This window comes from Streptomyces sp. NPDC048142 (genome assembly GCF_043202835.1).
Lineage (GTDB): Bacteria > Actinomycetota > Actinomycetes > Streptomycetales > Streptomycetaceae > Streptomyces.
In genome coordinates, this window is sequence record NZ_JBIDBC010000007.1 from 60,063 (window position 1) to 82,542 (window position 22,480).

Consider the following 22,480-nt stretch of genomic DNA (forward strand, 5'->3'; position numbering starts at 1 on the left):
GGGGTCCGCGAGGTGAGGGAGAGGCGTGCCGTTCCAGCTGCACTTCGGCGAGAGCGACCTGCTGCGCTGCCGGTTCGCCCTGTCACCGCTGTTCGAGACCCAGGAGGCGGTGCGCACCCTGTCCCGCCCCTACCGCCACGGCTACCACCTGCCGTGGCTCCGCCGGATCCGGGAGGCGGCCGGGGCCCTGGACCTGGAGCCGCTGTGGCTGCTGATGCCGGACAGCGGCCACAACCCGGACTTCATCTGTCCGCCCCCGATCGGGCCGCTGGCGACGTTCGAGGAGGAGATCACGGCCGTCCGGGCGATCGATCCGGAGGTGGCGCGGGCCGATATGGCGTCGGCGCTGGCGGACCGGCCCGGCGGGAGCGAATCGGCGACGGGGCGGCGGCTGCTGGCCGATCCGGCGCGGGCCGTGCGCGAGCTCGCCGATCTGCTGGAGCGGGCCTGGCAGGCGCTGGTCGAGCCGTACTGGCCCCGGTTGCGGGCGCTGCTGGAGGCGGACATCGCCTACCACTCCCGGCGGCTCGCGGACAGCGGCCTGGAACGGCTGCTGGGCGAGGTGAGCCCGCGGCTGAGCTGGAACGGCTCGACGCTCACCGTGGCCGGGACCCGGGGCGACCACCAGCGGGTGCTGGGCGGGCAGGGTCTTGTGCTGATGCCGAGCGTCTTCGTCTGGCCGGAGGTGGTGGGAGGCCACGAGGAGCCGTGGCAGCCGGGACTGATCTATCCGGCGCGCGGTATCGGCGGGCTCTGGTCCGGGGCCGGCGACCGGACGCCCGAAACCCTCGCCCGGCTGCTGGGCCGGGTCCGGGCCGACGTCCTGTGCGCGCTGGACGAACCGGCGGGGACGAGCGCCCTGGCGCACCGGCTGAGCCTCGCCCCCTCGTCCGTGTCGGCCCATCTGTCCGTGCTGCGCGGGGCGGGGCTGCTGACCTCGCGGCGCTACGGGCATCAGGTGCTGTACGAGCGCACACCGCTCGGGATCGCGCTGGCCGCCTCCGGCTGAGGCGCATGGCCCATCGGAACGCCGAAGGGCCGGGACATCGGGGCATCAGGGCCTCGGGGCATCGCGGCATACGGGTCACGGACAGTGTCGCGTCACCACTCCCCGTAACTGTTGTGTCACGATTGCTCACGTTTCCCGTGTCCGTGAGCCACCGCCGTCCGAGGGGTCTGGATGTCCGGCCGCAGAATCGTCCCCCGCGCCTTCGCTCTCCCCCGCGCCTTCTCCCGCGCCTTTCCGCGTGCCGCTCCCGCCCTGACCGCCGCCGTCCTGGCCACCGTCCTCGCGGCGGGCTGCTCATCGCCGGACGCCGCGCGGGGCGGCGAGGAGGGCACCGAACTCGTCCGGGGAGAGCCCGCCCCGAGCGCGGCCTCCCCGTACTGGGTCGACCCGAACAGCGACGCGGCCCGCCAGGTGCGCACCTGGGAGCGGCAGGGGCGCGAGGCGGAGGCGAAGATGCTGCGGCGGATCTCCGGCCGGCCGGTGGCCGACTGGCCCGCGTGGGACGACCCGGCCCCGGGGATCCGGGCCGCCGCGGAGTCCGCCGCCCGCACGAAGAAGACCATCCTGCTCGTGGCGTACAACATCCCGCACCGCGACTGCGGGCTCTACTCCGCGGGCGGTGCGAAGGACGCGGACTCCTACCGTTCCTGGATCGGGGAGTTCGCCGACGCCATCGGGGACGCGCGCGCCACCGTGATCCTGGAACCGGACGCCCTCTCCCACATCACGGACGGCTGCACCCCGCCCGAGCACCACGCCGAGCGCTACCAGCTCCTCTCCGAGGCGGTGGACACGCTCAAGGCCCGGCCGAACACCCGGGTCTACCTGGACGCGGGCAACCCGGACTGGATCGACGAGCCGTCCAAGATGGCGCAGCCGCTGCGACGGGCCGGCATCAACCGGGCCGACGGCTTCTCGCTGAACGTCTCCAACTTCCAGTCGAACGAGCGTGTGAAGGCGTACGCCGACCGGCTCTCCGACGCCGTGGGCGGCTCGCACTTCGTGATCGACACCAGCCGCAACGGCAACGGCCCCCTGTCCGGGGGCCGTGAGGACGCCTGGTGCAATCCGCCGGGCCGGGGGCTCGGCACGCCGCCGACCACCGACACCGGGGACGACCGGCTCGACGCCTATCTGTGGATCAAGCGGCCGGGCGAGTCCGACGGCACCTGCCGGGGCGGCCCGCCGGCCGGCGACTGGTGGCCGGAGTACGCGCTGGGCCTGGCCAGGCGCGCCGCCTCCTGAGACACGGGGCGAACGTCTCCGCGCTCGGGCGGCCCCGACCCGTCGCTCCCGGGCTCAGGCGACCTTGACCCACTTCGCCTCGGAGGGGATGCCGTCGGTGTCCGTGACGAAGAGCATGTACCAGCCGGGCGGCACCAGCGTGGGGTCGCCCGGCACGGTCACGCTCACCTTGCCGTCACTCTTCTTCAGGCCCAGCTCGATGGAGCGCTGCTCCACGTCGGTGGTGTGGGTGACGGCGCTCGGCCGCATCAGCCGGGCGGTGGCGATCCGGTCCGCGTCGGCGCTCTCGTACGTGAGCGTCGCGCCGCGCTCGGCGTCCTCGGGGCCGGTCCCGATCATCGGGCGCTCGCCCTTGCCCCGGTGCAGCGCGGGCGGGGTGTAGACCTCCATGCGCTGTTCGAACTTGCCGAGCTTGGTGTTGTCCTTGTCGGCGTAGAGCGGGTCGGATCCGAAGGTCGCCACCCGCCCGTCGGGCAGCAGCAGCGCCTCCGAGTGGTAGTTGCGCCCCACCGTCGGCTCGGCCGCCTCCTTGAAGGAGTTGGTCTTCGGGTCGTAGGTCTGCGCCTTCAGGATGTTGCTGTTCCCGCGGCCCCGGTAGTCCACCGATCCGCCGCTGGTGAAGACGGTGTCGTCGGGCATGATCACGCTGTTCAGGTAGCGCGTGCCCTGCGGCAGGTCGGGGCCCGGTTCGAAGGCCGGGCTGTCCTTCTTGAGGTCGATGACCGCCGTGCGGGCCGTGGACTTGTCGGACTCGCCGACCCCGCCGCCGCCGAGGACCATCACCTTCTGGTCCTGCACGGGCGGCAGCAGCAGCGAGGCCGCCGTCTCCAGCTCGCCGGTGTCGGTCAGGCCGGGCACCTTGGTGAAGGTGTTCTTCTCGATGTCCCAGATCCCGGGCTCGCGCCCCTTGTCCGCCGGGCCGTAACCGGCGTTGGCGCCCGGGTAGAAGAGCTTGCCGCCCTTGGTCAGGAAGAGCGCCGGGTAGGTCGGGAAGTACTGGAAGGGGCCCTCGGACCACTTCTTGGTCTTCGGGTCGTAGACCTCGTTGTCGCCCGGGAGGATCGCGCCGACGTCGTCGAGACCGGAGACGGCCAGCACCTTGCCGTCCTCCAGGCCGACGAGCGTCGGATACCAGCGGGCCTCCTTCATCGGGTCGACGCTGACGTACTTCTCCGCCGTCGGGTCGAACTCGTAGGCGGCGCGGATCCCCTGGAAGTCCTGCTTGTCCATGGTGATCTTCTCGGCGATTCCGTAGGAGTTGTCGGCGTCCTTGCCCTTGAGCCCGACGATCTCGTACTGCGCGGCGTCCGTCGCCACCGCCTCGGGGCCGTCCTCCACCGCCTCGACGAACACCCGCTGTTCGGCGGCGGTCACCTTGGTCTTCCAGGGCTTCATCTGGCCGCTCTCGAAGTAGTCGACCTCGAACTCGCGCTTGGCCTTGGGGACGGTGACGTCGAACGTGGCCTTGTACTCCACGCCGGACGGCGAGCGGAAGACCGTGCCCTTCTTGAGCTTCAGCGGCTTGTCCGGGTTCTCGTTCTTGACCCGCATACCGCCGCCGGCCCGCTTCACCTTGTCGTCGAGCACCTCGTAGCGGGCGGTGCCGCCCGCGATCAGGAGGCGGCCGTCGGGCAGCTGGGCGTGGCCGCCGCAGAAGAAGTCCTCGGGGGTGGGGATCTTCTGGAAGGTGTTCTCGGCCGGGTCCCACAGCACGGTGTCGAAGGTGCCCGCGTCGAAGTTCTTCTCGTCGTTGCCGGAGCCCGCGACGATCAGCACCTTCCCGGTGTGCAGGAGCGCCGCGTGGATGGCGTTGGTGCGGTAGTCCTTCGGGATGTTCACCTGCTCCCAGGAGCCGTACTCCGCCTTGTACGCCGGCTGGTCGATCTTGTACGCGTGGTACCTGTCCTCGGCGAAGGACAGCGCCGCGGGAGCGTTCAGCCCGGCCAGCAGCACGGCCGCGCCGCCTCCCAGGAGCGTCTTCCTCATCTTCTTCGAGGGCCGGTAGTTCATGGTTCAGTTCCCTCCTGCGGTGGTGGTGGCGGTGCCGGCGCTCGCCGTGGTGGCCGCCGGCGGGGCGGGGGTGGTAGTGGTGACGTATGTCGGTTCGAGCGGCGGGGGCGTCGGGACGGGGACGGCGCGCGCCGCCTCGGCGCGCTTGTCCTGCCGGACGGTCCAGGCCCACACGAGGACCGGGGAGAGGGATATCGCCAGGCCCAGCGTCGCCCAGGTCCGCATCGCCACATGGGTGTGGTCCAGATACACCGAAGCGGCGAGCGAGGAGAGCAGGACCGCCGCCCAGAAGAGATGGATACGGAAGGTGAGCAGCCGGTCCGGGGAGGCCTGGCCGCCCTTGGGCGTGACGATGAACCGGCCGTCGGTGCGCAGCACGGCCGAGCCGAGCGACTTCAGGTAGATCGGCGCGGAGAGCGCCGACATGGCCATGCCGGCGAGTCCGCCGGAGCCCTCGGGCTCGTGCGGGGAGACGTTGTGCCGGCGGTTCCAGAGGTAGAGCCCGATCTGGAGGGCGGCGGCGTCGCTGTAGAGCATCAGCCAGATGGAGGCGGCGACCTGGGTGCCGGACGCCCCGAACCAGAGGAAGAGCACACAGCTGAGGACGCCGAGCAGCCAGTTGACGGCGGTCATCGGGTAGTAGACGAGCATCAGCGTGTAGCTGAGGAGCCGGCCGGGGGGCACCCGGAACAGCGCCTTGCCGTACTGCTTGAGCAGCGTCTCGTACGTTCCCCGGGACCAGCGCAGCTGCTGGGTGAAGAAGTCCGTCCAGGAGGCGGGCCCCTCGCCCACGGCCAGCACGTCGGGGGTGTAGACGGAACGCCAGTAGTGCCCGGTGAGCGGGTTGCGGCGGCGGTGGATCTCGAAGCCGGTGGCCATGTCCTCGGTGATCGAGTCGTACAGGCCGCCGACCTGCCGCAGGGCGGCGATGCGGACGACGTTGTTGGTGCCGACGAACATCGGGGCGCCGTAGCGGTTGCCCGCGCGCTGGATCAGGGCGTGGAAGAGGAACTGCTGCGATTCGGCGGCCTTGGTGACGGCGGAGTCGTAGTTGCCGTAGACCTGCGGTCCGACGACGAAGGCGATGTCCGGGTCGCGGAAGTAGCCCATCATCCGCTCCAGGAAGTTGGGCATGGGCACGTGGTCGGTGTCGACGGAGGCGAAGAAGTCGTAGTCGCCGCCGTGCAGGGCGATCCAGGCGTTGTAGTTGCCGTGCTTCGTCTTCGCCTTGTGGACGCCCTTGTCCCGGTTCCACTCGGGGACCCCGCGCCGGGTGAAGTGGTGGACGCCCAGTTCGGCGCAGAGCATCCGGGCCCCGGGGTCGTCGCCCTCGTCGAGCAGCCAGACGTCCAGCGGGCCGGAGTGCCTCAGCCGTACGGCGCCCTTGAGGGTGGCGCGGACCATGGAGAGCGGTTCCTTGCCGGGGACGTACGTGGTCAGGAAGGCGACCCGGGTGCCGGGCTCGGGCGTCACCGGGACGGGGTCCCGCGCGACGAGCGTGGCGTGCGCGATGGAGACCACGTTGACCAGCATGAACAGCTCGATCAGGGCGATCGACACCAGCATCACGGTGTCGGCGACGACCAGCCAGCGCTCCCCGTTCTCCCGCTCGGTCCAGTGCGTGGGCCAGACCAGGTACAGCAGCAGGACGCCCGTGAGCACCGGGGCGAGCGTCATCAGCAGGACGGCTCTTATTCGGTGCTTCTCCGTCGAGAGCAGGCTCTTGTAGCGCACCCGGTACCCCGTCGGATCCGGCTCCGTGAGCGGACCCGCGAGCCGGCTGTAGGTGTCGTAGTCGTAGCCCTCCGACCGCACCGTGCCTCCCACTGTCGAACGGGTTGATATCCCCACAAGAGGGGACAGCTAACGGCGTGTCGACTTGGCAGGTCCGAGTGAGCGGTTTTTGGTCCGGAACCGGAAAAGCCCCCGGGCGTGTGGTGCCGGGGGCCTTTCGGGTGAACGCGGGAGGTCCCGTGCGAACGGTGCGTCAGGGGGCGAGATACCGCTCCACGGTCTCGACCTTCGAGGCCAGACCGTCGGTGACACCGGGCCGGATGTCGGCCTTCAGCACCAGCGACACGCGGCCGGCGCGGGCCTCGACGGCGGCCACGGCGCGCTTGACGACGTCCATGACCTCGTCCCACTCCCCTTCGATGGAGGTGAACATGGCGTCGGTGCGGTTGGGCAGCCCGGATGCGCGGACGACCCGCACGGCGTCGGCGACGTACTCCCCGACGTCCTCGCCGACGCCGAGCGGGGAGACCGAGAACGCGACGATCACGCGCTGACCGTGCCTTCGCGGCGGGCGCGGGCGGCGATGACGCCGTCGGCCTCGTACCCCTTGAGGAGCTTGTCGCCGTAGAGGCCGCCGAAGGGGATCAGGGCCAGGCCGAAGAAGAGGGCGACGCGCTTGAGCGGCCACTTCGCCTTCATCCAGACGTCGAGCAGGAACACGGCGTAGATCACGAAGAGCACGCCGTGGATCAGGCCGAGCGGCATCATCAGGAAGTCGATGTCCGAGACGCGGCTGAGGATCGAGCCGAAGAGGATCAGGGCGGGGAAGGACAGCGCCTCGGGAATCGAGATGAGGCGCAGCCGGTGCAGGGCGGAAGCGGTCTTGATGTCCACAGGGGCACCTTCGGTGGGAGGGTCGCGAGGGCTTGTGAATCCAGGCACAAGCCGCCCCCATTGTGGCATCGCGCCGGCCCGCCCCCGGCGGCGGGGGCTGGCCCGTCCGCCGGTGCGCGTATCGCCGCATATCAGGGCCGGTCGGGGTACGCATCGGGGGCGTAACGGTTCCGGAGCCTCTGGCCGTGACGCGGGGCGGGGGGCTACCGTCGTCGCGTGGCGATGTTCCGACTCCAAGGCAGCAAGACGCTCGCCGTCGATCTGGCCGGCGATTCCGTCAAGGCGAAGAACGGCTCGATGGTCGCGTACGACGGTCGGATGACCTTCAAGAAGATGACCGGTGGCGGTGAGGGGATCCGCGGCATGGTGACCCGCCGGCTGACCGGCGAACAGATGACGGTGATGGAGGTGTCCGGGCAGGGCACCTGCTACTTCGCCGACCGGGCGAGCGAGATCAACCTGGTCGCGCTGCACGGTGACACGCTGTACGTCGAGGCGAGCAATCTGCTGGCCACCGACGCCGGGCTGCGCACGGGCACCACGTTCACCGGGCTGCGCGGCGGGGCGAGCGGCAACGGGCTGTTCACCACCACGGTGGAGGGCACCGGGCAGGCGGCGATCATGTCGGACGGCGCGGCGGTGCTGCTGCGGGTGTCGCCGCAGTATCCGCTGACGGTCGACCCCGGCGCGTACATCGCCCACCAGGGCCGGCTCCAGCAGAACTTCCAGGCGGGGGTGAACTTCCGGACGCTGATGGGCGAGGGCTCCGGGGAGGCGTTCCAGATCCGCTTCGAGGGCGACGGCCTGGTCTACGTACAGCCCAGCGAGCGCAACACCGTCGGGGGCGATGTCTGATGCCGTTCCGGGAGATCAACTCCAAGATGGTCGAGGCCACCCTCGCCCCGGGCCAGAAGCTGTTCAGCCAGCGCGGCGCGATGCTGGCGTACCGGGGCGAGGTGTCCTTCACCCCGAACATCCAGGGCGGCCAGGGCGGCGTCGCGTCGATGATCGGCCGCCGGGTGGCGGGCGAGTCGACACCGCTGATGACGGTCGAGGGATCGGGCACGGTGCTGTTCGGCCACGGCGGCCACCACATCCAGGTGATCAGCCTGTCCGGCGACACCCTGTACGTGGAGGCCGACCGGCTGCTCGCGTTCGACGGGACGCTCCAGCAGGGCACGATGTTCATGGGCTCGCAGGGCGGGGTGATGGGCATGGTGCGCGGCCAGGTGACCGGCCAGGGCCTGTTCACCACCACCCTCAAGGGGCACGGCGCGGTCGCGGTGATGGCACACGGCGGGGTGATCGAACTGCCGATCGCCCCGGGCCGGGACGTCCATGTGGACCCGCAGGCGTACGTCGCCCATCACGGCGAGGTCCGCAACAAGCTGTCCACGGCGGTCGGCTGGCGGGACATGGTGGGGCGGGGCTCCGGCGAGGCGTTCCAGCTGGAGCTGAGCGGCAGTGGTGCGGTGTACGTCCAGGCCTCGGAGGAGAAGCTTTGAATCCTCCCCTCACCGAAGGGCAGGGGATTCCTGGCTCAGGCTGCCTCCTGGAGCAGCGCTCCAGGAGGTCTTCTGCCATCGGCACCAGCCGGGTGGAGACCAGCCCGGACAAGCATGACGCGTGCGGAGTTCTTGTCCCGTGGGGACACGTTGCCGCATGCGGTGCAGGTGTAGGTGCGTTCACCCAGCAGCAGTGCGTGCTTGGCTCTCGCATCGCAGCGGCCGCAGTCCATCGTGGTGTACGCGGGATGTACGAGGCGGATGTCCCGCCCATGCTTACGGCCCATCTCCATCAGAGCGGCCTTGGTGGTGCCGATGGCGGCGTCAGCGGCCTTCCGGGCCATGGTCGTCTTGGCAAGGAACTTCGGGCGGAAGTCCTCGACAGCGATGGCGTCGTGGTTGCGGACGACCTTCTTGGCCCATTTACGGCCGGTGTCCTCACGCTGCCGCGCGACCTTCTTGTGCGCCTTCGCGCGCAATTTCTTCGCTTCGCGGTAGCCCTTGGATCCGGGGCGGCCCTTCTTCGGCCTGCGGCGAGCCATCATCCGGTCGTACCGGACCACCTTCGCCCGGGCCCTCCCGCCGTGCTCGGCGTGCGGCAGGTCGTGCGCGTCGGACGTCGTGGTCGCGGCCTCTCTCACACCCCAGTCGACACCAAGGACGCGGCCGGTCTCCGGCAGGAGCTCGACCTGAGCGGGAATGACGAACGAGCAGTACCAATGCCCAACACTGTCCTGGTACACGCGCACCGAAGACGGCTCATGCGGCAGCTCCCGCGACCACACGACCGTCACAGGTATGCCGCCCGCCAGGTGCAGCCGGCCGTCCTTCAACCGGAACCCACGCTTGGTGTAGTTGAGGGAAGGAAGTGCCTCGCGTTTCGTCTTCCATCCCGGCATCCCGGCCCGACGCGCCACAGGCAGACGCTCCGCGATGTCCTTGTGGGCCTTGGCACGGGAGCGACCGAAGTCACGGATGACCTGCTGCTGGGCAACCGACGAGCCCTCACGCAGCCACGGCATGCGGGCACGGGCTTCGGTCAGCATCCTGTCGAGTTGCGCTGGACCGCACGTGACCTTCTCGCCGGTGGACTTGTTCCGCAGATGTACTGCCGTGGACTTGGCGACGCACTCGTTCCACAGCCACCGGCACCGGTCCCACTCCGTCGCGAGAGCGGCGCGGGCAGTGGACGACACACGCAGCCGGTACGTGAAGCGGGCATGCCCGACCTCGACAACCATCGCCACCTCCTCCCCCACGGCCAGACCGGAATACTGCGCTGCCCCGGACCTCCCGAAGGACCATATGTGCGACAGCAGCACAAAGGCACCCCAATCCCGCAAGCACTACCCCGACCAGTGAAGACAGGAACACGCGTTCGCATTGCCTCGGTGATGCCGACAGCGACACAAACGCTCCGCACCCTGAACCGGCTGCAGGGGCTGACCGCATCACCACGCGACCAGACCGCTCCCCAGGCGTGAACGCCGGGACCTCATGAAAGGCAGGTGAGCACACCCGTGGCCTTCGACCCCATGACGCTGCCGTCGGACGACAACGTCAACTCCTACACCTTCTGCGTGGAGCTCAAGGGGAGCCAGTGGTTCCTGCAGAAGGGCAAGATGATCGCCTACTACGGGCAGATCCAGTTCGACGGCATCGGGCACGGCCGGTTCGAGCGGCTGGTGCGCGCCGGCTTCCATTCGCCGCTGCACGCGAGCGACTGGGTGGTGGCCGAGGGCAGCGGGAAGATGCTGCTGGCGGACCGGGCCTTCGATGTGAACTCCTTCGACCTGGAGGACGGGAACCTCACCATCCGGTCCGGGAACCTGCTGGCGTACCAGCCGACGATGGCGCTGAAGCAGTCGATCGTGCCGGGGTTCGTGACGCTGATCGGCACGGGCAAGTTCGTGGCCGCGTCGAACGGCCCCGTGGTGTTCATGGAGCCGCCGCTGCGGGTGGATCCGCAGGCGCTGGTGGGCTGGGCCGACTGCCCCTCCCCGTGCCACCACTACGACCACGGCTATATGACGGGCGTGATGGGCGGTATCCGGTCACTCACGGGAATCGGCGGAACGTCGGGCGAGGAGCACCAGTTCGAGTTCGTCGGGGCGGGCACGGTGCTGCTCCAGTCGAGCGAGGCGCTGATGGCGCAGCAGGCGGCGGGCATGGTGCCGGACGAGCCGGGCGTTCCGGGCGGCGGCGGCCGGCCCGGATCCGCCCCGCGCATGCCCGGCCAACTGGGGGACCTCCAGCGCCGCTTCGGGTGGTGAGCGGTAGGCTGCGGAGTGTGATGTCGAACGTCTGCGCCCAGCCGTCGGTACTTGCCGACGGGCCTGTCGGCACTCCGGCGAGCCGGGAGTACCGGTCGTCACACTCCCCCATTTCGTCCGGCTTTCAACTTCTTAGGTAGAATCCATATATGGAGACCGAGACGGCCACCCGCTGGCTGAGCGACACGGAGCAGTCCGCCTGGCGCACCCACCTGGACGTCAGCAGGCTGCTGACGCACCAACTGGAGAAGGACCTCCAGCCGTTCGGCCTGACGATGAACGACTACGAGATCCTGGTCAACCTCTCCGAGTCGGACGACCAGCGGATGCGGATGAGCGACCTCGCCGCCGCCACCCTCCAGTCCAAGAGCCGGCTCTCGCACCAGATCACCCGTATGGAGACCGCCGGACTGGTCCGTCGCACCCACTGCGAATCGGACCGGCGCGGACTGTTCGCGGTCCTCACCGAGCACGGCGCGGAGACCATGCGGAAGGTCGCCCCGCACCACGTCGCCTCGGTGCGGCAGCACTTCATGGACCTGCTGTCCCCCGAAGCGCTCACCGACCTGCACGCGGCACTGACACCGATCGTGGAACACCTGCGCGGCAAGCGCGGCAAGCTGTAGGGGCCGTCGTCCGGATCAGGCCGAGCGGGGCAGCCACAGCCGGAAGGCCGCACCGCCCTCGGCCGCCCGGTGCACCGTCAGCGTCCCGCCGTGGCGCGAGGCGACATCCCGGGCGATGGCCAGACCGAGGCCGGCGCCGCCGTCGTCCCGGCTGCGGGCGTCGTCGAGCCGGACGAACCGTTCGAAGATCCGCTCCCGCTCGTCCCTGGGAACGCCGGCCCCGTCGTCCCGGACCCCCACCCGCACGCCGCGCCCGTCGGCCGCCACCGACACCGCGACGCTCCCCTCGGCGTGCCGCTGGGCGTTGTCCAGCAGGTTGCCGATCACCCGGGACAGCTGCCCGCGCGACCCGTTCACCTCGAACGCACCGCCCTCCGGCACCTGAACAGCCACCGCGATCCGGTCCCCGGTGCGCTGCGACACCTCCTCCCGGACCAGCGCTCCCAGCTCCACCGTGGCGCTCCCGGGCTTCTCCCCCGCGTCCAGCCGGGCCAGCAGCAGCAGGTCCGCCGCCAGCACCTGCAGCCGTACGGTGTCGGCGACCGCGCCCGGGAGGTCCAGCAGCTCCGGGTGGGCCTCGGCCACCTCCAGCTGGGTGCGCAGCGAGGCGATCGGGGAGCGCAGCTCGTGCGAGGCATCCGCGACGAACCGCCGCTGCCGCTCCACGGACGCCTCCAGAACGGTGAGCGTCTCGTTCGTCGTCCGGGCCAGCCGGGCGATCTCGTCCCGCGAATCGGGCTCCGGCACCCGGCGGGCCAGGTCCTCCGACGCGGTGATCGCCGCCATCTCTCGGCGGATGCCCTCGACCGGCCGCAGCGCACGCCGGGTCACCAGCCAGGTCACCCCGGCGACGACCACCAGGAGCACCGGCAGGCCGGTGAGCATGGCCCCGCTCACCGTGTTCACCGCCTCCTGCTCGGCGGCGAGCGGTGCGCCCGCATACACGGTGAGGGTGACGCCGTCGGGGGTGGTCGCCTCGACGGCGGCGAAGCGGTAGTCGGCGGTGGTGCGGTCGACGGTGGCGGTGCCGTCGGAGAAGTCCGGGTCGTCGGAGGAGACCTCGCCCCGGCCCGGCCGGCTTCCGTCGTCGTCGTCGGCGTCCTCGTCGTCGTCCTCGCCGGGCGGAAGGGAGGCCCCCGCCGAGGCCGAGGGCACCGGGGTGACACCGGACGTGCCGGTGCCGGTGAGGGCCCGCAGGTCCTTGGACACGATGACGACCTGGCCCTCCTCGTCGGTCACCTGGACCGGGTGGTCCTCCTCGTCGTCCAGCTCCACGTCGTCGTACGGAGTGCCCGTGGCGAGCTGTCCGGCCGCCCCACGGGCCGCCACCTCGGCCTGGAGGTCCGCCTGGTCGATCAGATTGGCCCGCAGGACCAGGAGCACGGCCAGGCCGGCCGCGACCAGGGCGACGGCGACGACCAGCATGGCCCCGAGGGCGGCCCTGGCCCGTACGGACCTCAACTCGCCTCCAGCCGGTAGCCCGCGCCGCGCACGGTACGGATGGCGGTGGCGCCGAGCTTGCGGCGCAGGGTGGAGATGTAGACCTCGACGATGTTGGGGTCGCCGTCGTAGGCGAAGTCCCAGACGTGCTCCAGGATCTCCGCCTTGCTGACCACCTGGCCCGCGCGCAGGGCCAGTTGCTCCAGCACCGCGAACTCCTTGGCGGTGAGCGCGATCTCGCCCTCGCCGCGGATCACCCGGCGGGCGGCGGTGTCGATGCGCAGGGGCCCGACGGTCAGGACGGGCGCGGCGGTGCCGGCTCCCCGGCGGCGCAGCAGGGCGCGGACCCGGGCAACGAGGACGACGTAGCTGAAGGGCTTGGTCAGATAGTCGTCGGCGCCGGTGTCCAGCCCCTCGGCCTCGTCGTACTCGCCGTCCTTGGCGGTCAGCATGAGGATCGGCACCTCGTGTCCGGCGGCGCGCAGGTTCGAGCAGACGCGGTAGCCGTTCATGCCGGGCAGCATGATGTCGAGGATCACCAGGTCGTAGGCGCCCTCGCTCGCCCGGTGCAGCCCTTCCAGCCCGTCGCGCACGACATCCACGGCGAAACCCTCGGCGGTCAGTCCCCTGGCCAGGGACACCGCGAGTCGCTTCTCGTCCTCCACGATCAACAGGCGCATGCGCACAGCCTCGCAAACTCGACCTGAAGGCGCCTTCATGTGGCTTCAGGCTGCGTTCAGCAACGTCCCGGCAGTGTGGACCACGTCGAACAGCACAGCAGCCCTCAGCACTCTCTCGGGGAGGAACCTCATGAAGCGCAACGTCACCATCGCGGCGATCACCGCGGCCGTTCTCATCGGCGGCACCACCGCCGCCACCGTCGCCTTCGCGGAAAGCGACGGCGACCGCGACCGTACGCCCGCCAAGAGCGCGAGCGCCGTGAGCCTCGCAGACGACGCCCCCGACGGCCGGGTCCCGGCCGCCGCGAAGACCACTCGGATCTCCCTCGACCGAGCTGTCGCCGCCGCCCTGAAGAGCGTCCCGGGCACGGTCACCGAGGCCGAGCTGGACGACGACCACGACGGCCGGGCGGTCTGGGAGCTGGACGTCCGCGGGTCCGACCAGCAGTGGCACGACGTGACGGTCGACGCCGGCAACGGCAAGGTCCTGAAGACCCGCGACGACGACAACGACGACCGCGACCGGTACGCGCCCCGCTCCTCCACGGTCACCCTGAACCAGGCGGCGGCCGCGGCCCTGAAGAGCACGCCGGGCAGCGTCACGTCGATCGACCTGGACGACGACGACAACCGCCGGGGCAGCGTCCTGCGCTGGGACGTCGACATCACGGGCAAGGACGGCAAGCAGCACGAGCTGCGTGTGGACGCGAAGACCGGCAAGGTCACCGTGGACCGCGACGACGACGGTGACGACCGCGATGACCGGGACGGCGACGACGACTGACGGTCGCCCGGCAGTCGGGAGCGGCACTGCCCTTTCCTCGGGGTGGGGAGACGGGAGGCGTCTCCACGAGCCGCGGTGCGGCTCCGCAGCGCTGAGGCAGAGGACCCGCTCACCCCCTCGCGGGCCCGGTCGGTACCGACGGACTCCCCCAGAACCGACCCCGCCCCTCCGCCCGGCAAGGCGAAGGGGCGGGGCTCGGCCGGTCCCTGCTACTCGTGGCGGATGAGCTCCGTGACGAAGCGCATGTCGTGGTCGCTGCCCAGGTAGATCTCGCCGTACCCGGCAGACGGCCACACCACCTGCCCGTCGATCCACGGCACGGTCACGGAACGGTATGTCGCGTCCCCGCACAGCACGGCCTCGCCGACCGGAGCCGGAAGGTCCCGGAACCGATGCCGAATCGGCCCGTACTGCAGAGGCAGTGTTCCGATGGGCTCGGCCTCGTCTCCCCCGGTGAGCGGGAAGAGCACCAGCCAGGGGGCTTCCGAAACATAGCTGTGCAGCAACAGGTACCGCACGGTCTGCCCCGGCTCCCGGCGCGCGACCCCGGCCATGCGCCAGGCACGTCGGACTCCGGTGAGCACGAACGCCAGGACGCCCAGCGAGATCAGGGGCACGAGCCCGAACCAGAACGGCCGGTTGTCGTCCGGCACCAACTCGGCCGCGTAGACCGCCAGGCCGTCCGTGCCAAGGATCATCAGCAGGATGGGTGCGTGCGCGGCCCGCTGCAGCCCCCGCACGCGCCACCACGCGACCCGCCGGACATCCGCCTCCGGGCGGAGCGTCGGTTGTTCGACCTTGCGGTAGGCGGCCTGACTCGCGGCGGCCTCGGCCATCTCCCGATAGGTCGCGACCACGGTGTCGTCCGTCATGAATTCGCTCCGCCTCCTCTCAGCAGTAGCTCGGGCCGGTGATCGACGGGGGGCGCAGGTCGCGATGCCCATGCCACATGAGATGACCTCTTAGTGGGGATCGGAATCTGAGGAGCGGTAACCCGCTCCTCAGATTCCGATCTCTTGCGTGAGATCTTCAGGTGGTTATCCGTTCAGGACGACTGCCAGGATGAACAGGAGGAGTACATCCATGGGCGCCCAGTCGGGGGCCCTCACCGCATGGGGTGCGTGGTCCTTGCGGAACCGGCGCTTCGGCAGGGCTTGTCGCAGCCGGGCAGCCGCCTGGGGAATACGCCCTCGGTCAAGCATGGAGCCCGAGAACGCAGAAACGAAGATCTCGTCGCCGTGCACAGTGTGAATGTGCAGTCCGGGCTCGGTGGAGATGGATTTGACGGATCCGGCCGGTACCCAGATCCGGGTGAAGAATCCGAACACCTGGAATCCGTCCGAATGGATCTCTACCTTCGGGCGGACTACGGACCGCCAGATGAGGCGAACGCCGGGCAGAATGATCCCGGCTCCCAGGGGTGCTTCTTCCCAGCCTCGAGCTTGGACTGCCGTGGTCATTCCCTCAATGCCGAAGGCCAGCAGGCCCACGACGAGAATTCCTCCGACGATGGGGCCGCTCTTGCGCCGGAGAACCTCACGGGCGCCTCGACGTCTCTTGATGCGCCATGCGGTGTCCATCAGCATCCCCTTCCAGCGGCGCTCAGTGAGCCTGCACCACAGGTTGACCACGTGATGCCGGCGTTAACGGCCATGTCCCGGCCGGAGACAGCCCAGCTCACCGCCCCTTGAGCGCCCTGCGGGCGTACGCTGCCCCGCCAGAGCGCGGGTGCCGCGCCGGCCGGGCCGCGACTGAAGGCGCTTGCCGAGCGCCAGGCGCCCCAGCTACCGGCGATTCCTCTACCGAGGGCGCCGCCTGCCAGTGTCCAGGCTGCGCCCTTCAGCGCCTTCGTGCCGGAGAAGTTTCCGTTCCTGTAGTCGGCGTAGTTGTCCGCTGCCCAGAGTGCCACGCCGGCGGCGAAGCACAGTCCAGCTGAGGCGGCGACGCATACCGCGAAGGCGCCGATCTGGGCAAGGCCGCGCCAGTGGTCACCGACCCACTGGCCGAACCCGGAGTCCCTGATGCTGCCCCAGGCGTTGCCGACGTTGTCCGTCGTGTTGTCCCAGGCGTTGCTGAAGTTGCCCTTCAGAAGGCTCCCGATGACGCCGTCCTTCTTTCGCTGCTCCCGCTCCGCCTTGGCCTGAGCCTTGGCCTTGGCCTCGGCGAGGGCCTCCTGGCGGGCCGCCTGCTGTTGCGCGGCCCGCTGCTGGGCGGCGCCGTCGCTGATCAGGTAGGTGGTGGGGCTGGCCTGGTAGGCCGCGTACTTCTTCTGGGAGACGGGGTCCTTCCTGGGTGTCTGCTTCCAGTTCCACTTGCCGTTGTCGTAGGTGTACCCGGCGTCCATGCCGCGGTCCTTGGCCCACTGGTTGTCACGGTCGATGCCCTCGCCGGTGGGGCCGAGCGGGCGGAGGCCGTCCGGGTCGGAGAAGGTGACCGGGGAATTGTTGGCGTAGCTGTAGCCGTTCAGCGACTGGGGCTGGTCGAGGGCGAGGAGCGGGTCGACGCTGATGAACTGGCCGGTCGACGGGTCGTACTCGCGTGCCCCGATGTGTGTCAGACCTGTGCGCTTGTCGGCCGTGTTGCCGAGGAAGCCGCTGTCCGTGGGCCAGCCGCCGCCCGTGGTGGCGCCGCGGTGGGCGCCGAACGGGGTGCTGCGGCGCTTGACCGGAGCTTGGGTGTCGGAGGTGATCGCCAGGGACTGGGTGCCGTGGTGGTCGCCGGCGAGGTAGAACAGCTTCTGTGTACCCGACTGGTTGGTGCGGACGGCGATGGTCTGGCCGGCCGCGCCGTAGGTGCGCTTGGCCCAGGTGGTGCCGTCGGCCTTGAGGTGCAGTTCGGTGGCCCCGAGGTGGAGGACCCGCTCGCCGCCCTCGATGGCGCGGATCAGCAGGGTGCCGTCGGCGTCGTAGAGGTAGTCGGTGTCCTTCCCGCTCTCGGTGATCTTGCTGAGCTTGCCCTCGGGAGACCAGTCGAGATCCTGGCTGCCGGTCGTACCGGGGCGCTTGGTGGTGTTGCCGGTGGCGTCGTACGCGTAGCCGGGGGTGAACAGCGCGCAGCCGCTGCTGCTGGTGCCGGTGAGGGTGTGGGGCTGGTCGCCGGTGTAGCAGTAGTCGGTGGCGGTGACTCCCGCGGCGGTGTGCTGGGTCTGGCGGGTGCGCTGTCCCGCGTCGTTGTACGCCCAGCTGGTCCAGTAGGGTGCTGGGCCGCCGAGGGCGGTGGCGGCGCGGGCGTCCGAGCACTTCTGCGAGGACGGGGTCCAGGCCTCGGTGAGGCGGCGGTGGCCGTCGTAGGCGAAGCACTGGGTCTCGGCGGCCGTGCTGCCGCCGAGCGTGGTCGGGTCGGCGATGGAGGTGATGTTGCCGGCGTCGTCGAAGCCGTACGTGAGGTCCTGCAGCATGTACGGGTGTGTCTGGTCCGTGACGTGGCTGCGGGTGAGCCGTCCGGTGCCCTGTTCGTAGGTGTTGGTGATGTAGACGTTCTTGGCTCCCGAGCCGCCGGTGCCGAGCGTGAGCTGCTGCACCTGACCCAGGGCCGAGTAGTCGGCGGCCCGCAGGTAGCCGGTGGTGCCGGTGACCGAGGTGACGTTGCCGAGGCCGTCGTAGCCGTAGTCGACGATCTCGGAGGGCAGTCCGCCGAGCGCCGGTTCGGAGCTGTTCTGCAGAGTGCCGTCGATGTTGTAGTAGCTGGAGAAGTCGACGGTCGCGGGCGCGCCCGCGGCGACGAGCGGGTCGTTCGACGGCAGCGTGAGCCGGGTCCCGGTCGGCCGGGACAGGCTGTCGTAGGCCGTGACGGACTTGGTGTACGCCTCGCCGGTCTTGCCGCCGACGTAGCGGGTCGTGCTGTCGGGCAGGCCCTTGAAAACGCCGTCGTAGGTGCGGGCGGTCAGCTGGTTGGCGTCCGTCTTCGATTCCTGCCAAGTGCCGGTCTCGCGGCCCAGCTCGTCATAGGCGGTCAGGACGGCCGTGCCACGGGCGTCCGTGGTCTTGACGGGCTGGTCGAGGGCGTCGTACTCGGTCGTCGAGGTGCCCTTGTCCGGGTCTCCGGTGGTGGTCTGGCGGCCGAACAGGTCGTAGCCGTAGGTCCAATTGGCGCCGTCGGGGCCGGTGATGGACCTCTTCTTGTCATCGAGGGCGTAGGTGTACTTCACCGAGGCGTAGCCGTTGCCGAGCGTGCCGCCGTACTGAGGGTCGGCGGGGCTGGTGGAGGCGTACTCGCGGGATTCGACCATCCGTCCGCGGGCGTCGGTGATGGTACGGATGGCCGTGCCGCCCTGGACGGCGCTGGTGGCGGTGGAGTCACCGGTGTAGCTCGTCGTGGTGGTCCATTTCTTGACGCCGTAGACGTGGAGCGTGCTGGCGACGGTGCGGCCGGCGCCGTCGAAGACGGTCTCCGTCTGCGTCGGTGCCTCGCCGTACTCGGCGCGGGTGTACGTCCCGTTCGGCGAGGTGGTGGGGTCGAAGATGCCGGTGTACGTCTCGTAGGCGTGGCCGCGCGAGTCGTAGCGGGTGTCGGTCAGCAGCCGGCCGCCCTGCGGGGACGGCGCCTGGGTCTGCAGGGGACGCAGGAGTGCGTCGTACAGCGCGTAGCTGGTGTTGTAGCTGGTGCCGTCGGCCTTGAGGGACGAGGACGACACCCACGACGGGGCATTCGCCTGCATCCGGTAGGTGAAGGTGGCGGTGGCCGCCTGGCCTGCGCCCTTGGAGCGGTTGGGGCCCCAGACGGCGGTCAGCCGGCCGAGGGCGTCGTAGGTGCGCTCGGTCTTCTTGAGGTTCGCGTCGTAGGAGCGGACGGGGACGGCGCGCCGCGGGTCGAGGAACTCGACCGTGCGGAAGCCCTTGGCGTCGGTCTTGACGGTCCGGGTCAGGGGGCCCGCGGTGGCGGGGGTGTAGGCCGTCGACGAGGTGTGGCCTGCGGCGTCGGTGGTCGACAGGGTGCGGCCCAGGACATCGTACGTCTCGGTGGCGAGCGTCTGCCAACTCGGCGCGCCGGCACTGGTGTAGCCCTTGGTGCGGCCGGTCCAGGTGGCGAGGCCCTTGGTGGGGGTCTGGTTCGCGGTCCAGGCGGTGGCGGTCGGGTCGTCGTAGACGGTGGCGGTGTCGGAGAGGACGTCGCCGCGGCTGCCGGTGTCGGCGGGCAGGTCGAGGTCGGCGTCGGCGACGGTGCACTTCGTGCCGACGGTGCGGCTGCGGGAGACCAGGTCGGTCAGTCCGGCGGCGGTGTTGCGGGCGTACCAGGTGCGGGTGCAGGTCTCGTCCCCGGCGGTGCCGTACAGGCCGGAGTCGTAGACGGTGACCGGCATGCCGTAGCCGTCGAAGGTGGTCTGGACGGCACGGCGGCGCCAGGAGTCCGAGGCGGTCAGATGCGTGTAGGTGGTGGTCTGCCGCGTGCGGACGTACCGGGCGACGTGGTCGGCCGAGCCCGGTACGCCGCTCTGGCGCGCGGTCTCCTTGGACCACGGCTGGTTCGCGGTGACCGAGATGGGCTGACTGCCGTTGTGGACGACCTTCTGGCGCAGTTGTCCGGAGTACTGGTCGCTGTCGGTGAGGGTGGCGAGGCCGACCGAGGGCTGCGTCAGCGGCGCGAGCTTCACCGACTTGGTGGTGCCGTCCTTCTTCTTGTCGCCGTCCATGCCCTGCATGTACAGCGAGACCGTCTTGTGCTGCGGCTGGGTGGTGCCCTTCGCGCCGCTGTGGACGGTGACCTGGCGGTAGCCGCGCCAGTCGGACCAGGTGCGCTCGGCCTTCGGGGTGAAGGGTGACTCGCTGTGGTGCCAGGCGGCGCCCGCGTAGGCGTAGGAGTTCTCGACCGTCTCGTTGTGGCCGGCCGGGTCGGAGGTGGTCACGGCGAGGACGCGGTACTTGTGGAACCAGTCGACGGAGGCTTCCTGCGCTCCGTTGATGTTCCAGTACTGCGGGTAGCAGTTGCGGGTGTTGGTGTCCTCGGCGGCGCCGAGGATCTCGCTGCGGACGCACTCGGGTGCGGACAGCGTGACCGTGGTGATGGCGCCGGTCTCCGAGGTGACGGTGGAGATCCGGGGCCGGGTCAGCGGCAGGATGTCGTCCGTGCCGTCCACCCGGTTGGGCAGCAGCTGATACGTGAAACCGACCGGGGTCACGGAGACGGCGGTGCCGGCCTTGGCGGTGCGCTGGAGCGACTTCAGGGTGAGGACGTGGTCGGAGGAGTCGCCGATGTCGCCGCCGTCGAGGTACCGCTGGGTGAGCTTCCACGAGTCGACCGGGTCGTAGGCGGTGGTGGAGGCGTTCCAGGTGAAGGTGTTGACGCCGGTCAGCCGCTTGCGGGAGAAGAAGGACGGCGAGGTCGTGTAGCAGCTGGTGGCGTCCTTGGCGCAGAGCGCGTCGAAGGGGACGTCCGGCCAGTTGTGGGCGGTCTCCTTGGTCAGCGAGGTGCAGTCGGCGACGGTGCAGCGCTCGGCGTGCGCGAGGGTGACCTTGGCGTCGGCCTTGTCGGTGAACAGGGCGTCGGCGCGGAGGCCGTACTGGATCTCCTTCAGGTAACCGCCTCGCGTGTAGGACGCGTTGGCCGTGGCCGCCTTGTTGCGGGGGTAGTGGTTGGTCTCCGCGGTGTACCAGTAGCTGGCGGCGTTGCCGTAGGGGTCCTCGACGTAGTCGAGATTCCAGCGCCATGCCTGGGTCAGCCAACGGTCGGCGAACGTGGAGCCCTTGGAGTAGCCGGGTTCACCGGAGTCGTCGCCGAAGACCGGCACGGTCCAGGTGGAGTGGGTGCGCTGACTGCCCGCGCCCGCCAGCTTGTTCAGGCCGAAGACGTACTTCGTGCCGTCGCCGGTGGTGACGGTCCAGTGCTCGCCGTTGTCGTCCCCGTTGTCGGCGCCGGTGGAGCGGACCACCGTGGAGGCGTCGTCGTCGGACAGCCGCCACCTGCCCGTGGTGGTGTCCTTCACGAGCTTGGAGGACTTGCCGTTCAGCACCAGGCTGGCGTTCTCGTACTTCCAGCACAGATCGTGCACACCGCTGTGCCCGTCCCTGTCGCAGCTGCCGTAGGCCCGCTCGATGTACGACTCGGTGATGCTGAAGCCCTCACCGGTCGCGCTGCCCTGGTTGTTGCTGGTGGCGGTGCGTCCGTCGATGCTGCCCGAGTCGTACGAGAGGGACAGCGACGGGGCCGGTCCGGCGGCCGCCGAAGGCAGCGGGAAGTCATGGGACCAGGAGAACGACCCCGAGCTCTTGCCGGCCTCCCAGGAGGACGAGGCCGCCAGCGGGGTGGCGGAGTAGTCGCCGGTCCCGGAGCTGGAGGGGCCCGAGCCGCCGGAGGCGGTGAGAGCGAAGACGGATGCGTTCGCGACACTCTGGGTGGACACGCCGCCGCCCGCGTCGGCACGGTCGAGCGAGACGGTCGCGCTCAGCGTGTGCGTGGAGAGGTCGTTGGCCGATTCCACGGGGGTCTGCTGACGGCACTTCGCCTTCTCGGGCGTGGTCAGAGCGCAGTCGGGGAGCCGGACGAGCCGCAGCCGTCCGCCCCACCCGCCGCCCACGGCGCCGGCCAGGGTGCTGTAGTCGATACGCAGCTCGGCCCGGCCGGGCTGCTCGGCGGCGGCGGTCAGCAGGACACCGGTGATCCCGGCACGTCGGGACGCGCCCTGGTCGAGCACCGCCACTTCGGCGGTGCCGCCGGCCTCCGCGGTGCCGTCGGCCTCTGCTGCGGCACCAGCCTTCGCTGTGCCGGTGCCGGCGGGTGCCTCGGCCGCCGGCCGGGCCTTGGCCACGGAGAGGGTGACGGGCAGTCCGCCGGGCTTCGCGGTGGCCGCCTTGCCTGCCGTGAGGTCGAGGTCGGCCTCGCCGCCGGACGGCCAGGCCGCGGCCCGGCGCTCGGCCGTCGCCTCGCGGGCGAGTGCGGCGTCCGCCTTCTTCTCCTCGGCCGCGCGCAGCCGGTCCCGCTTCGCCCCGGGCCCGGACACCTCCTTCACCTTGCTCGGCCGCTGATCCTGTACGTCGGGCCGCCCGAGGGCCTCCGCCGCCGCGGCGACGGGGGCGAGCCCGGCGGGTACGGCGAGGGCCAGCGCCAGGACGGTCGCCACAGGGCGAGCCCGGAACAGGGTTCTGTACCGCGCCGTTCTGCCCGGTGGGCTCGGCGGGGCGGGAGTGCGGAATTCCATGGTTGCCTTCTTCGTCCGGCCCCCTGAGCGGGGGTGACAGGTGGGATCGGCGGCGGGCGGAGCCGGACCGGGCGGGGAAGGGGCCCTCGGCCGTGGTGAGTCCGGACACGAGGGCGCAGCCGGACCGAGCCCGCCGCGGGGTCGTACCG

The 22,480-nt window shown here is 70.4% G+C and carries 17 protein-coding genes; 7 read left to right on the plus strand and 10 right to left on the minus strand.

The annotated features are described in order from the left end of the window. The first annotated feature begins 25 nt into the window (after positions 1–25). The gene (locus tag ACGF2Y_RS11815) at positions 26–1,009 is read left to right on the plus strand and encodes a DUF5937 family protein (RefSeq protein WP_392945438.1); all 984 of its coding nucleotides are present in this window, start codon (positions 26–28) and stop codon (positions 1,007–1,009) included. 171 nt (positions 1,010–1,180) lie between these two features. Further along, positions 1,181–2,254 carry a glycoside hydrolase family 6 protein gene (locus ACGF2Y_RS11820; RefSeq protein ID WP_392945439.1) on the plus strand — a complete coding sequence of 358 codons (1,074 nt, stop codon included), beginning with the start codon at positions 1,181–1,183 and terminating at the stop codon, positions 2,252–2,254. Positions 2,255–2,308: 54 nt separating this feature from the next. On the opposite strand, the gene ACGF2Y_RS11825 is transcribed toward ACGF2Y_RS11820, so the two are convergent. From ACGF2Y_RS11825 to ACGF2Y_RS11840, 4 genes are all read right to left on the minus strand, one after another. After that, positions 2,309–4,264: a galactose oxidase-like domain-containing protein gene (locus tag ACGF2Y_RS11825; protein ID WP_392945441.1), complete on the minus strand. Its 1,956-nt coding sequence runs from the start codon at positions 4,262–4,264 to the stop codon at positions 2,309–2,311. A 3-nt stretch (positions 4,265–4,267) separates the two neighbouring features. Further along, positions 4,268–6,079, minus strand: coding sequence for a glycosyltransferase family 2 protein (locus tag ACGF2Y_RS11830; RefSeq protein WP_392945443.1), 1,812 nt, complete (start codon positions 6,077–6,079; stop codon positions 4,268–4,270). 172 nt (positions 6,080–6,251) lie between these two features. After that, positions 6,252–6,545, minus strand: a complete 294-nt coding sequence (locus ACGF2Y_RS11835; protein ID WP_392945445.1) for an MTH1187 family thiamine-binding protein — start codon at positions 6,543–6,545, stop codon at positions 6,252–6,254. Next, positions 6,542–6,892 carry a DUF3817 domain-containing protein gene (locus ACGF2Y_RS11840; protein WP_392945447.1) on the minus strand — a complete coding sequence of 117 codons (351 nt, stop codon included), beginning with the start codon at positions 6,890–6,892 and terminating at the stop codon, positions 6,542–6,544. Before ACGF2Y_RS11840 ends, ACGF2Y_RS11835 begins: the two co-directional genes overlap by 4 nt. A gap of 222 nt (positions 6,893–7,114) precedes the next feature. Between ACGF2Y_RS11840 and ACGF2Y_RS11845 the strand changes: the two genes are divergently transcribed. Continuing rightward, a complete protein-coding gene (locus tag ACGF2Y_RS11845; protein ID WP_392945760.1) occupies positions 7,115–7,747 on the plus strand; it encodes an AIM24 family protein in 633 nt (210 codons plus the stop codon). Further along, a complete protein-coding gene (locus tag ACGF2Y_RS11850) occupies positions 7,747–8,397 on the plus strand; it encodes an AIM24 family protein (protein ID WP_392945449.1) in 651 nt (216 codons plus the stop codon). Before ACGF2Y_RS11845 ends, ACGF2Y_RS11850 begins: the two co-directional genes overlap by 1 nt. A gap of 35 nt (positions 8,398–8,432) precedes the next feature. Here ACGF2Y_RS11850 and ACGF2Y_RS11855 read toward each other — a convergent pair whose 3' ends face one another. Further along, complete coding sequence (locus ACGF2Y_RS11855) at positions 8,433–9,638, minus strand: RNA-guided endonuclease InsQ/TnpB family protein (RefSeq protein WP_392945451.1); 1,206 nt, start codon at positions 9,636–9,638, stop codon at positions 8,433–8,435. A gap of 267 nt (positions 9,639–9,905) precedes the next feature. On the opposite strand from ACGF2Y_RS11855, the gene ACGF2Y_RS11860 reads away from it, so the two are divergent. Next, a complete protein-coding gene (locus ACGF2Y_RS11860; protein WP_392945453.1) occupies positions 9,906–10,670 on the plus strand; it encodes an AIM24 family protein in 765 nt (254 codons plus the stop codon). A 149-nt stretch (positions 10,671–10,819) separates the two neighbouring features. Beyond that, positions 10,820–11,296 carry a MarR family winged helix-turn-helix transcriptional regulator gene (locus tag ACGF2Y_RS11865; RefSeq protein ID WP_392945455.1) on the plus strand — a complete coding sequence of 159 codons (477 nt, stop codon included), beginning with the start codon at positions 10,820–10,822 and terminating at the stop codon, positions 11,294–11,296. Between the two features lie 15 nt (positions 11,297–11,311). Here the strand turns inward: ACGF2Y_RS11865 and ACGF2Y_RS11870 are convergent, their stop codons facing one another. Beyond that, entirely contained in the window at positions 11,312–12,757 is a 1,446-nt protein-coding gene (locus ACGF2Y_RS11870; protein WP_392945457.1) for an ATP-binding protein, read from the minus strand. Next, positions 12,754–13,416, minus strand: a complete 663-nt coding sequence (locus ACGF2Y_RS11875; RefSeq protein ID WP_392945459.1) for a response regulator transcription factor — start codon at positions 13,414–13,416, stop codon at positions 12,754–12,756. Before ACGF2Y_RS11875 ends, ACGF2Y_RS11870 begins: the two co-directional genes overlap by 4 nt. Positions 13,417–13,546: 130 nt before the next feature. Here ACGF2Y_RS11875 and ACGF2Y_RS11880 point away from each other — a divergent pair, with 130 nt between their 5' ends. Next, on the plus strand, positions 13,547–14,200 hold the full coding sequence (locus ACGF2Y_RS11880; RefSeq protein WP_392945461.1) for a PepSY domain-containing protein: 654 nt from the start codon (positions 13,547–13,549) through the stop codon (positions 14,198–14,200). Between the two features lie 209 nt (positions 14,201–14,409). On the opposite strand, the gene ACGF2Y_RS11885 is transcribed toward ACGF2Y_RS11880, so the two are convergent. The 3 genes from ACGF2Y_RS11885 to ACGF2Y_RS11895 form a co-directional block, all read right to left on the minus strand. After that, positions 14,410–15,072: a hypothetical protein gene (locus ACGF2Y_RS11885; RefSeq protein ID WP_392945463.1), complete on the minus strand. Its 663-nt coding sequence runs from the start codon at positions 15,070–15,072 to the stop codon at positions 14,410–14,412. 165 nt (positions 15,073–15,237) lie between these two features. Continuing rightward, positions 15,238–15,780 (minus strand): hypothetical protein, encoded by a 543-nt coding sequence (locus ACGF2Y_RS11890; protein ID WP_392945465.1) that lies wholly within the window; start codon positions 15,778–15,780, stop codon positions 15,238–15,240. Beyond that, positions 15,780–22,253, minus strand: a complete 6,474-nt coding sequence (locus ACGF2Y_RS11895; protein WP_392945467.1) for an RHS repeat-associated core domain-containing protein — start codon at positions 22,251–22,253, stop codon at positions 15,780–15,782. Before ACGF2Y_RS11895 ends, ACGF2Y_RS11890 begins: the two co-directional genes overlap by 1 nt. Positions 22,254–22,480 lie beyond the last annotated feature (227 nt).

Excerpts from the sequence above, each read along its gene's own strand:
- ACGF2Y_RS11865 (WP_392945455.1), top strand. The coding sequence starts at position 10,820 with ATGGAGACCGAGACGGCCACCCGCTGGCTGAGCGACACGGAGCAGTCC.
- ACGF2Y_RS11885 (WP_392945463.1), bottom strand. The coding sequence starts at position 15,072 with ATGACGGACGACACCGTGGTCGCGACCTATCGGGAGATGGCCGAGGCC.
- ACGF2Y_RS11875 (WP_392945459.1), bottom strand. The coding sequence starts at position 13,416 with ATGCGCCTGTTGATCGTGGAGGACGAGAAGCGACTCGCGGTGTCCCTG.
- ACGF2Y_RS11845 (WP_392945760.1), top strand. The coding sequence starts at position 7,115 with ATGTTCCGACTCCAAGGCAGCAAGACGCTCGCCGTCGATCTGGCCGGC.
- ACGF2Y_RS11825 (WP_392945441.1), bottom strand. The coding sequence starts at position 4,264 with ATGAACTACCGGCCCTCGAAGAAGATGAGGAAGACGCTCCTGGGAGGC.
- ACGF2Y_RS11820 (WP_392945439.1), top strand. The coding sequence starts at position 1,181 with ATGTCCGGCCGCAGAATCGTCCCCCGCGCCTTCGCTCTCCCCCGCGCC.
- ACGF2Y_RS11890 (WP_392945465.1), bottom strand. The coding sequence starts at position 15,780 with ATGGACACCGCATGGCGCATCAAGAGACGTCGAGGCGCCCGTGAGGTT.
- ACGF2Y_RS11855 (WP_392945451.1), bottom strand. The coding sequence starts at position 9,638 with ATGGTTGTCGAGGTCGGGCATGCCCGCTTCACGTACCGGCTGCGTGTG.
- ACGF2Y_RS11850 (WP_392945449.1), top strand. The coding sequence starts at position 7,747 with ATGCCGTTCCGGGAGATCAACTCCAAGATGGTCGAGGCCACCCTCGCC.
- ACGF2Y_RS11880 (WP_392945461.1), top strand. The coding sequence starts at position 13,547 with ATGAAGCGCAACGTCACCATCGCGGCGATCACCGCGGCCGTTCTCATC.